The sequence below is a fragment of the Spirosoma agri genome (assembly GCF_010747415.1).
GTDB classification, from domain to species: domain Bacteria; phylum Bacteroidota; class Bacteroidia; order Cytophagales; family Spirosomataceae; genus Spirosoma; species Spirosoma agri.
On sequence record NZ_JAAGNZ010000001.1, the window covers coordinates 3,645,215 to 3,656,795 of the forward strand.

Below are 11,581 nucleotides of genomic sequence, written 5' to 3' on the forward strand. Positions count from 1 at the left end.
CTGAAAGCTACTTACGATCGCGGTAAAGAAACCTGGGCAATACGAGCCTATAAGCCGGGTTCTGTCCACTGACGTAGGCTTGTGGCTGAGTCAGATGGCTTATCATTTATCTGGGATGGTCGTCACCGGCCACCTCGTTCGACCTACCCGCGTCGGCATCGGGCTTACGCCCGAACGGGAACGAGCCGCCCCACGTCCGACGCTTATTTGGTCTTTCAGCCCCTAAGGTTTATCCTGCCCCGCTGATCACCCAGCGGGCGGTAAGCTCTTACCTTACCTTTTCACCCTTACCTTTCGGCGGTATATTTTCTGTGACACTAGCTGTCGAACGGTCGTTCCCAACCGTTCTCCTTCCCGTTAGGAAGTAGGGTGCTCTGCGCTGCCCGGACTTTCCTCGCCTGATTGCTCAGACGCGATAAGCCAACTCGTATTACTCAGGGGGAACAAAGGTACACCCATCCTGCCGGTTTCTCAAGTGATCATTTTTTTGATTTGAGGCTTGTTTTTCGGGGGTGCCGAGCGAAGGGGGTTGTTCCATACGCCGTATCTCCAAGATACGGCGTATGGAACAACCCCCTTCGCTCGGCACGGCAAACGATTACCCGTTAATTCGCCTTTGGATTTTTCGTTGGTGCGCTTCCGCTGGTTGGCGGGTTGTAAACGATTTCGTTATCGGGTACATCCCAGTAATCAAGATAGCCATACGTGATGGTTGCGTTCGTACTAACGACACCGGTGCGGCTAAGCGCGACAGCCCCTTTCCGACCTGTTTCCAGCAATCCCCAACGGCGGGCATCGTAGAAAGACAGTGCCCGGAACAGTAACCCAATGCGCCGTTCGCGACGAAGTTCTTCTTTAGCCGCATCCAGGGTCAGGCTCGTACCGGCAACGGCAGCCAGACCTGCGCCCTGCGCCTTACGCACTTCATCGATCAGGGCAAGACCATCTTCGATTTTGCCCGTGTTGATCAACGCTTCGGCGCGCATCAACTGGTTTTCTTCGTACGAACTCGCCAGGTATAATTCATACCCACCTGCATTCGTATTTGAATACGAGATAACGGATGCACTTCCTTCTGAACCAGCAGCACCCCGATTGATCAGGTCGTAGCGGGTAAAGAACGAATTTCCGCGCGACGTTTCACCAATGTATGGAGCCGTTCTTCGTCTGAAGTTGTTCGTAAACCGAAGGTCACCCGTCTTGAAATCCTGAATCAGACGCTCGGTAATCTTATATGTATTTCCGGCACCGGTTGTTTTGGCAGAGACGGTTCCGGTCGTCGGGGCCAGGAAATCACCGGCGGTGTTTGACCGGCCGGTAAAGACAAAATCAGATGCCTGAACGCCGTTCGTTGTCAACGTAATAAGTTCAGCCCACTGAGCAGCCGTCATCGCGCTAACACGGGTGTTGACCAGGAGATTCCGGGCTTTCATCGTGTTGATGTTGCGTATCCACATAGCGGGCGATAACACACCCCCTCTGCCAACCCGGTTGAAGCTCGGAATGAGTCCCTCCATCGTTGCCGTGTAATCGGAGTTGACGGTTAAACCGGCCAGAATTGTCGAAGCGGCATCGAAGCTTTTGTTCGCTTCGGTAATCATGGTTTCTTTGGCCACGTAATTACCGTTCGTGCCATTCAGGGCCTCACCGTTTGCCTTATCATTGATGATACCGGCATAGTACATAGAGCCAATTCGAGAATAGGCATACCCTTTCCACCAGTACGCCCACGCTTTCAGTACGCCCTTTTTCGTATCAGCGGCCCCGGTAAACGTAACCGCGTCAATGTTCGTCAGGATCGTATTGGCCGCATTGTTCATGTTGTACATGTATGCCCACTCGTAGTACGTCGAGTTCTGAAAGCCCGTCGAGTTGACGTTCGCCGTAATGCGAATAAAGTCGATCTGCTTATTCGGCGAGTTCGGGTTCAGCAGGATCGTACCATCGTCGAGCGTGATCTGATTCGGAGCCCCAATCTGATTGATGAAGACGTTGGCAATATCCGTTCCGATCACGTCGCCCATCAATTCGTGATTGCCAATGGCTCCCGACCAGAAATAACCCGGAACGCCATCGTAGTATTTTACGTCTTTGAAACCGGTTATGTAAAAACCTTCCCCGAAGGAGACTAAACCCGTCTCACTTTTCAATGCTGCTGACGATGGCTGGTTGGGGTTTTTAACGTCCAGTTGTTCTTTACAGGATGCCATGAACCCGGAGAACGCCACCGTCAAGGCAAGTATCTTTAGCTTATTCATACGATCAGTTTTTTGAGGTGGGTTTCGTTAAAAACCAAAGTTTAAAGCAGCCTGGTACGACTTGAAGTTTGGCATCGTGCTGTGATCGGTTCCCCGATCCCAGGCCGAGTTCGACGTTCCCGAGCTAATTTCCGGATCGAAACCGGTGTACTTGGTGAGCGTCCAGAGATTACGGCCCGACAGGACCAATTGCAGGCGTTTAACTGCCGGAATCTTGAACACTTTCGCAAAGTCGATACCAACCGAGATGTTTCTCAACCGCAGGAATGAAGCATCTTCGTAGAAATAATCTTTGGTGCCATTGGCTGTCCGTTGTGCGTAGATACCCCGGTAGAAAGCCGTCCAGGCACCCGTTTGGCCATCGATGGTGAAGGGCTTCGTGTAATCGCTGTGGATACCATCCCGGTACATCCATTCTTTCGTCTGGTTGTAGAGGTGGTTACCGTTCACCCAGTCAAACTGAACGCCAAACGTCAGGAAGTTCTTGAAGGTCACATCTTGGATAAACGACATGTTGAATTTCGGGTTTGGATCGCCAAAGCTGAACTTGTCCGCCGTGAAGTAAGGTTGTTTCGTTGCTTTGTTGACGACGAACCCGTTGCTGGCCAGGGTGTAATTTTCCTGATCGGCCGTGGCAATGAATGGGTTACCATTCGCATCCCGCGCATCGACACTATGGATGGTTTTGTAACCATAAAGCTGACCGATTTTTTCACCCGCCTTCAACACGTAGTTCGTACTACCGGCATTGGACGTAACCACGATCGGTGCATCACCCCGAACAGCAAGGATCTCAGAAGTCTGCTTCCCAAAGTTGACGGTTGTATTCCATTTAAAATTAGCCCCCTGATAAACCGTTGAGTTCAACGACATCTGAAGACCATTCGAACCCAAGGTAAAGGCATTATCCGTTAGCTTACCCAGGCCGACAGAAGGCGCTACGTCAATCTGGTAGATGGCGTCTTTCGTTTTCCGATTCCAGTACGTAGCCGACAGGGCAATGGCGTTCAACCAGTTGCTACCCTTGAATAAACTGAATACCATGTCGGTTCCAAGTTCGAGTTCTTCCGATACCTCTACGCCCAGCGCCGGATTAGGCTGTCCGTTTGCATAATAGAATGCCGTAGTGTTACCTACTGTTGTTGGTGTAATGGTTACGTACCGGTCGAAGGGCTGCGGCTGGATACCCGCCTGACCGTAAGCTGCGCGTAGTTTCAACTCAGGCAGGAAATTATTCACGGCGCTGTTCTCCCAGAATTTCAGGGATGACAACCGCAGATACGCGTCGCCACGAGGGAACGTAAAGGGCTTGGAACCCTGACCGAACGCAGACGAATAATCGCTCCGGAAACCACCCGAGAAACCAGCAAATTCACCAATTTCAAACCGTTGGTTGATCAGATAACCATAGGTGATGAATGGTTCCAGATAGTCACGGTACACACGCCATGAGGTTGTGTTGGCCGCGTTATACGGTGCGTAGGCAGCGGGCAGGCCAATGGATGCGCTCGTGTACTCTTTCACCTTACTATTACGCCAGTCGAACAAGACCTGCGTAGTCGATTTGATCGGAAGATTCAGGTGAAAATCATCTTTAAAATCGAAAGAAGCCGTAGCCGAAGCCAGGAAGTTCTGGAACACTTTACTATTTACGTACTTCGTCAGATCACCGGTGTTCGTGGTGTTGTAATTAGAAATATAGTTCGTCGTTCCCTGCGTTAACCAAAATTTGTTGTTGGCGTTGTTGGCCTGGTTCATGTACTCCAAATCACGGTTTTGGGTCTGGTAGTTCAATCCGTATTTCAAATCCAGATCAACGTATTTTGGAAACTTGTAGTTAAGGTTCAGGTTCTGAATGATGTCGACCTTATTGTCGTTGTTACGGGTATACGCCTGCCGGTACGATGGGTTAGACGCGTTGATACCGATCGTCTGGTTCATACTCAGCGGAATAGACCCATCTGTAGTTGTCAGGTCGAAGTCAGCTAATGGATAGGCATTCAGCAGGCTGTACAGAATAGTCCGGTCCAGTGATTTCAGCGTGCTCTTCGTATAGGCTAACTGCGTGATCGACCGCAGGGTAAGCCCTCTGGCTAACTGTGCACCGATGTTAGCGGATAAATTGCTCCGATCCCAGTAACCATTATCCCGAATGTTACTTTCCTGGTGGCTATTGGAAACAGACAGGCCAAAATCGGCTTTCGGACTACCACCCGTGATGGCGATACTATTGTTGATCGTATTAGCCGGTTTGAAGAAATAATCGAAGTGATCGTGGTATTGCAGATTGGCGTCGTATGGCTTGCTGTTGGTAGCCGTCGGGTCCGTCGAGTTGTATTGTACGTTCTCGGAATAAACGCCGTTGACTGCATCATACACGATTGGTCTGCCCGATGAGCCAATAATGTTGTTGTTGGCATCGGTAGCAAACGCGTGCAATTGCGCTTTGCTCAGGCCGCCATTATTCAGGAAGGTATTCTGGGCAATGCTCGACGAAAAATCGATGTTCATCTGACCGTTCTTCCCCTTTTTGGTGAACAACTGGATAACACCATTGGCACCCTGCGCCCCGTATATCGTAGCCGCAGCCGCACCCTGTACGACCTCAACGCGTTCGATGGAGTTTAAATCGATCGTTTGCAGACTGGTAGCGCCCATCTGAATACCATCGATCAGGATCATAGGCTGCGTACCCCGGTTGATCGTGTTGATACCACGCAGCAGGATGTTTACGTCCGCACCGGGCGTACCGCTCCGGCTGGTGATCTGGGCACCCGGAATTTTACCGATCAGCGCCTGATCGACCGAAGCTGACGGCGTCTGGGGTAGATCTTTAGCCGTGACCGCTTCAACCGAGATACCAATTTTCCGTTTGTCGGTAGCCACGCCAACCCCGGTGATAACAACTTCCGACAGTTGTTTGGTATCACTTGTCAGGCTAACGTTCACGACCGAGTTCGCCCCAATCTCAACTTCTTTGGTGGCCATGCCGATGAAGGAGAACACCAGCGCACCTCTTGCCGGGGCCGCTATCGAATAATTACCCTCTCCATCGGTGACGGCACCGGTGGTGGTTCCTTTTACAACTACGGATACACCGGGAAGTGTGGTGCCATCTTCGGCGGAGGATACCTTACCGGTAACAGTCCGTCCCTGAGCCCAGGTAAAAGCCCACGTTGAGCACACTAGCAAGAAGCTCAAAAGTAATTTTCTTATCATTTTCGACTTCGTGTAAATTAGGTTAGACTACTTAAGGTAATTATCCATCAAAAGTAGATACGACAACGTTTATTTCAAAGTTCAATATTGAAAATATCATAAAACTTAAGGTAAAGAACTGTACTTCCGCGCACAAAATATAATTTTGACTTAGTGCCATATATAGAATATAGTAGGGACAAAATCGCAATAAATAAAATTATTTCCTCTATTTATCAGCCAAAATAGCATCTTTTTCTACATAAAACTAAAATTGGTCACACAAAGCTACTATTAGAAAAGTACCTTTTTTATTAACCATCAAATCGTAGTCAAATGGACATTTTTTAAGTATAATTACTTAATTAAATCAATATTTTCATACATTACCATAGAATTAATTGTACTTAAACAATATTTCATAATTAAATTTTATACAAGGCAAATCTTTCTTTCTTTTAGATAGAAAATTAGATAATTAACGATAGATTCTAAATAAAATTTCCGGGAAGACTTCTGCAAAACTGTCCACAGTAAATCCAGCACAGGGCTGATGGGCTACCTTGTGTCAGTGAATTCCAGGAATCGTATGCGATGTAAAACTGGTTTTACCAGGTGACGAATGCCCGGATGCTGCACACGAGCATATAGACCACGGACGTGGAGAAATGGCGAACGCCTGACCGTGAAACTAAAAATGTGTAGCACCAGCCTCGACAACCGATACTACACATTTCGTTTAGTGGACTCTATTTTACTGTAATCCGTCCACTTTCACGTCGATTCGGCCACGGGCATTCACTACGGCCAACAGGGCAGTTGGGGTTAGATAAACCTGATCGGGACGAATTTCATCAATCCGGCCATTGACGACAACTCCTTTGGTCAATTGGTTATTCCTGAGTTTTTCCCCGAGAAGCTTCTGCATGTCGGCAATCTGCGAACCAACCGGAATCGTGAACTGCTTTTCCAGCGTCCGGGCAAAGGTGCCTTTTAACAACCAGCTGGCTGATTGCTGGAGAATGTTTTTCGTATCCAGATCATAGGCGAGGTCTTTGAGCGAAATGGTCTGACTGGCGGCATCATAATAGGGTCGTCCGCGCAGATAAACATCTCCGTTGATCGTTCCTTTCAGACCGGCTTTAATGATCAGGTTGTTATTCTGTCCATACATTTCTATACTCGTCACCGTGATTTTGTACCGATCTTCGTTGAACGAGAACGATTTGCCCACAAATTCGTCGGCAACAAGGCGGGTTGCTTCCTGGTAGCTGGCTTCACTGAGCAGACCGATCTGAAAATCGTCCTTCACCTGCGATACCACCGTTAGATCAGGCAGCGACACGACCGAACGAACATCGGGTTTGGCACCAGTCGTTGTCAGGGTAAACCCTTCGATACCAATCGTAGCCCGGATAGTACGCCCCTCAAACCGAAGGGGCGTAATGAGCACGCGCTTGGGCACAACCTGCAAATACGTTCGGTATTTTTCGGAAACCAGATATGGTTCGCGTAGGGTGTTCCAGGCTTTTAATACGGGCGTTCGGAGGTCGATATTCCGGCGGATCTGCTGATCGAGCGTTTTGGTGATCGTGCCCAGGTTCTTATCGATCAGCCGCCCGACGATGTTCGTTATAGGAATATTCAAACCGATGACACTCACGGTTGGCCGACGTACCCAGCCGTATCCATCCGCTTGCGTCTGGGTGTGAACAGACCAGTCGGGATCAAGGTCAAATTTGGTTTTGAACCGCAGATCGATCTCGAATTCGGTTTCTTTGTACTGAGTGAACCCCAATACCGTTATGCCCGCTTTGGCCCAGATCTTCAGGGGAACCGTAAAATGAAACAGGCTGTCCTGCGCATTGATGATGATGGTGCCCCGCTTCCAGACCTTCGTCATGAAGTTGTCTTTGTTGTTGTCATCGAGGCTATTGTCTTCATAGATCAGCCCGTTAACCTGCGCATTGATCTGGCGTTCAACATCCCCAAGCGCAATGGATACAGGCACGTGTACAGTAGACAAAAAGCGTTCGTTACGGACTTCCATTTCGGTAGTATTATAGGCTTCTTTAGGTGCTTTTGGGTTTAGACGATCAGCCGAAGGCTGGCAACTAATGCTAGTGATGATCAACAGCCCAAGACACGCTGAACGAACCACTGAAAAACGACTCATACTAACTGGTTAATTTGGCAGCTAAACGCTAGAAATGGCTTCAGTAACGATTATGTAAGATTGCTCGCTGAACGGTAGGGAGCAACCCACTTATATCGCATACGATACAACATACAGAACGAACGAATTGACGTTATGGCAGACTCCGACCGTTTGCGGCACTGCTACGTGTTGCAAACGGTCGGAGTCTGTTTAGATAATCAAACCAGGCAAACCGGAAAATGGCTTCCCAGATTCGCTATTTAATTGTCACTTTCGTGGCTCCATACCCGAACTTCTCTTTCTGGGCATCTTCGAAGAAGCGTACGTTCGGATGCTTCCCCAGTCGTTTATGCAGTTCCGTTCGGAGCGCCCCGCTCCCAACCCCGTGAATGAACGTGATGTCCTGCATACCACTGGCAATCGCATTTTCAAGGGAACGGTCGAACGTGTCGAGCTGAAGTTTGAGGAGATCAGCCGAGGTGCGTTTATCCGTCCCACTGGGCAATAACGCTTCCGTGTGCAGATCAACGACCGATGAGGGCCGCTCGATGGATGATCCGATCGACTCCGATTTGGGCTTGAGCATTTCGGCTTTCAGATCTTCCGGCCGAATCGTCGCGGGCCGATGCTGCGTACTGACATTGCTCCCTCCCCGATTGGCTGCGGGTGCTGCCGGCGACGCTCCCGACGAACTATCGACCGCCACATCAGCATCCAGCTGGGTCTGAAAACCAGGTTGATTCAGCACGGGAACCGTCGTTTTGGCTTTGAAGAACGTAGCCGCCCGCGCTTTAAATCGTTTGACCAGCGGTGCCCGTAGCGAGGCTTTACCGGCCCGAAACCATAATCCCTGGACCACGAACGTTGGCCATTCTTCAAACTTGGCATGTGCGTACAGATCGTTCATTTTCTGCTGTCCCTTCGGCTTTAGCACCCCACTTTGCAGACCACGAAACTGCACACCGCCCCCGGCACCCGCCGATTCTTCGCCCAGCGTGTAGGGAAAATCCCAATCGGTGTTGTTGACCAGATGAAGCGTATACTCCCGATCGTTGACGGGAATAAAAGCCAGATAAATCCCCTGGTTGGACAGAATAGCGGGTGCCGACGGGGTCACTGTTTTCTGCGGTTCAAAGATACTGGGCTTTAATAATCGCTCGGCCTCCAACGGCGAAACCAGCACCAGTTCCGACCGCATGACCGGAATCCGGAACCCATCCTCAATTTCAATTTCAATCATGTTGCCCGGTAAAAACCGCGACACCACACCCTGTTCTTTTGCCCGAAGCAACCGGACTTTATCGCCGATATTCATACACGTTAAATTTTGACAGGATTACCCGCGCAATTGGATTGATTCAACCGGAAATCCTGTTACTGTCTTTATATTCTTAGCAATCGCTTTTCAAAGGTACAACGATTAAATTTGCCTGATTATACCAACCGTACTATGACCGTCGCCGTAAACGAAAAACTTGATCTTGCCACCAACTTCGTTCTGCATACAAACCGGAATATTTTTCTGACGGGCAAAGCAGGAACGGGCAAAACGACATTTCTGCATCAGATCAAGCAGTCGAACGCCAAGCGGCTGGCGGTAGTGGCTCCAACGGGGGTAGCGGCTATCAATGCCGGGGGGGTTACCATTCATTCGTTGTTTCAGCTACCGTTCGGTCCGCTCGTACCGGGTTCGACGCAACGCGAAACCCGGAAGTTCAACCGCGAAAAAATCAACCTGATCCGCACCCTCGATCTGCTCGTTATTGACGAGATCAGTATGGTCAGGGCCGATGTGCTGGATGGTATCGATGAAGTGCTCCGGCGCTATCGGAACAACACCCAACCGTTTGGTGGGGTTCAGTTACTGCTGATCGGCGATATGCAGCAGTTACCGCCCGTTATTCGGGATGACGACTGGGCTCTGCTGCGCCCGCATTATGACACCGGCTATTTTTTCGGAAGCAAAGCTCTGCAACAGACGCCTTACGTGTCGATCGAACTGACCCATATTTATCGTCAGTCCGATGAACGGTTTATCAATCTGCTGAACAGTATTCGGGAGAAAACCGTGACCCGGCTGCAACTGGACGAACTCAATCAACACTACATCCCTAATTTTCAGCCGAAAGATACAGAGGGATACATTACGCTATCGACCCACAATACAACGGCCCAGCAGATAAATAGCCAGAAGCTGGAATCCCTACGAACAAAACTTCATTCCTTTACGGCCATCGTCGAAGGGGATTTTCCGACCCACGCCTATCCGACCGAAGCCGAACTCGACCTGAAAGTTGGGGCTCAGGTGATGTTTATCAAAAACGACATCTCCCGCGATAAACTGTATTATAACGGCAAGATTGGGCAGGTAACGGATATGGAGGAAGGGGTGATTTTTGTGCGCAGCCAGCAGGATGGCGACGAAATTGCCGTCTACCCGGCAGACTGGACCAATACACGCTACACCCTCGATCCGGAAACGAAGGAGATCAAAGCTGAACCAATCGGCAAATTCACCCAATTTCCCCTACGACTCGCCTGGGCCATTACGATCCACAAAAGCCAGGGGCTAACGTTCGAGAAAGCGATCATCGATGCGTCGGGCGCGTTTGCGCACGGGCAGGTTTACGTGGCCCTGAGCCGCTGTAAAAGTCTGGAAGGACTGGTGCTGCGGACGCCCATTCCATCGCACAGCATCAAAACGGAGCAAACGCTGGAGGACTTTCATGAGCAGGTTCAGCAGCAGACGCCCACCCAGCAACACCTCGAAGAATCGAAGCGAACGAATCAGGAGTACCTATTGCGGGAGTTATTTTCCTTTGAACGGGCCAACTCGCTGGTATACCGCTGCCGACGGATCGTTAACCAGCACCTAGCCAGCTTTCCCGATGAACTCCATGTGAATCTCACCCAGCTTGCCGATAGCATACGCGCCAAGGCAATGGACATAGGGAATCGGTTTCAACAGCAGCTGTTAGTCTATTTTTCCAGTGACGTTCTGCCCGAAACGAACGAGTCGCTACAGGAACGTGTCCGCAAGGCAAGTGCGTATTTCCAGACCTTACTGGCCGACGAACTGCTCCCGATCATTTACCGCTGCCCAACCGATTGCGACAACAAACAGGCGCGCGAAAGCATGCTGGAGCTTCTGGATGAGCTAGAGAAAGAGCTGTTCAGCAAACTCCGCAGTTTCGAAAGCAGTCGCAATGGGTTCAGCGCGTTGTTGTACTTGCAGGCACGTAACCGGGCCGAGCTCGACTTTATGCCCGAGCGCCGAAAGATTGAACCCCAACCAACCGAAACACCATCCGATAGTTCGTCTCGTGGTGGCCTCTACGGTGCGCTCATGAAGTGGCGGAATGAGATAGCGGGTGAACACAATACGTCTGGCTACATGATTCTGCCACAGAAGACCGTAGCCGAACTGGCGCGCATCCGTCCGACTTCGACCGACGAACTGCTGGCAATCAAAGGATTCGGAAAAACGAAAGTACAGCAAGTGGGGGCCGACATTCTGACGATCATTCAGGCCCATGCCGCCCGGAGCGAAGAACGTCAATCGGCGAAAGAACCAAAACAGAAGACGCCGAAGGAACCCAAAGCGCCGAAGGAGCCAAAAGAACCAAAAATTCCATCGGCGACCGTTACGCTGACCCTTTTCCAGTCGGGCAAAACAATGGCGGATATCGCGGCTGAGCGTGGTTTATCCGTTTCTACGATCGAAAGTCATCTGGCCAAATGCATCACATCCGGCGATCTGTCGGTTGACGATGTGCTGCCAGCTGACCGCATCCGTGCCATCCGCTCCTACCTCGAAACCTATCAGCCTGACAATCTGTCCGACGTGCTCAACGCCATTGGCGACGGAGTAACGTACAGCGAAATCCGGTTTGTCAGAAACGCCATGCGGGCCGAACTGGGGCTAGCCGATGAATAATTACCAATCGATATGACTTTCCGGGTACGT

Annotated in this window: 5 protein-coding genes and 1 other RNA gene; 1 reads left to right on the plus strand and 5 read right to left on the minus strand. The window is 50.3% G+C overall.

Annotated elements, in window-relative coordinates; all coding sequences use genetic code 11:
* Positions 1–34: 34 nt before the first annotated feature.
* The 5 genes from rnpB to GK091_RS15165 all read right to left on the minus strand — a co-directional run bounded on the left by rnpB (position 35) and on the right by GK091_RS15165 (position 8,929).
* Positions 35–432, minus strand: an RNA gene (rnpB, locus tag GK091_RS15145) — RNase P RNA component class A.
* Between the two features lie 173 nt (positions 433–605).
* Entirely contained in the window at positions 606–2,258 is a 1,653-nt protein-coding gene (locus GK091_RS15150; RefSeq protein WP_164039846.1) for a RagB/SusD family nutrient uptake outer membrane protein, read from the minus strand.
* A gap of 27 nt (positions 2,259–2,285) precedes the next feature.
* The gene (locus GK091_RS15155) at positions 2,286–5,477 is read right to left on the minus strand and encodes a SusC/RagA family TonB-linked outer membrane protein (RefSeq protein ID WP_164039848.1); all 3,192 of its coding nucleotides are present in this window, start codon (positions 5,475–5,477) and stop codon (positions 2,286–2,288) included.
* A 733-nt stretch (positions 5,478–6,210) separates the two neighbouring features.
* Positions 6,211–7,632: a DUF4403 family protein gene (locus GK091_RS15160; protein WP_164039850.1), complete on the minus strand. Its 1,422-nt coding sequence runs from the start codon at positions 7,630–7,632 to the stop codon at positions 6,211–6,213.
* 238 nt (positions 7,633–7,870) lie between these two features.
* Positions 7,871–8,929, minus strand: a complete 1,059-nt coding sequence (locus GK091_RS15165) for a Smr/MutS family protein (RefSeq protein WP_164039852.1) — start codon at positions 8,927–8,929, stop codon at positions 7,871–7,873.
* Positions 8,930–9,064: 135 nt separating this feature from the next.
* Here GK091_RS15165 and GK091_RS15170 point away from each other — a divergent pair, with 135 nt between their 5' ends.
* Complete coding sequence (locus GK091_RS15170) at positions 9,065–11,551, plus strand: helix-turn-helix domain-containing protein (protein WP_164039854.1); 2,487 nt, start codon at positions 9,065–9,067, stop codon at positions 11,549–11,551.
* Positions 11,552–11,581: the final 30 nt, after the last annotated feature.

What these genes read in the sequence shown, in the direction of transcription:
- GK091_RS15150 (WP_164039846.1), bottom strand. Translation starts at nt 2,258, where the DNA reads ATGAATAAGCTAAAGATACTTGCCTTGACGGTGGCGTTCTCCGGGTTC.
- GK091_RS15155 (WP_164039848.1), bottom strand. Translation starts at nt 5,477, where the DNA reads ATGATAAGAAAATTACTTTTGAGCTTCTTGCTAGTGTGCTCAACGTGG.
- GK091_RS15160 (WP_164039850.1), bottom strand. Translation starts at nt 7,632, where the DNA reads ATGAGTCGTTTTTCAGTGGTTCGTTCAGCGTGTCTTGGGCTGTTGATC.
- GK091_RS15165 (WP_164039852.1), bottom strand. Translation starts at nt 8,929, where the DNA reads ATGAATATCGGCGATAAAGTCCGGTTGCTTCGGGCAAAAGAACAGGGT.
- GK091_RS15170 (WP_164039854.1), top strand. Translation starts at nt 9,065, where the DNA reads ATGACCGTCGCCGTAAACGAAAAACTTGATCTTGCCACCAACTTCGTT.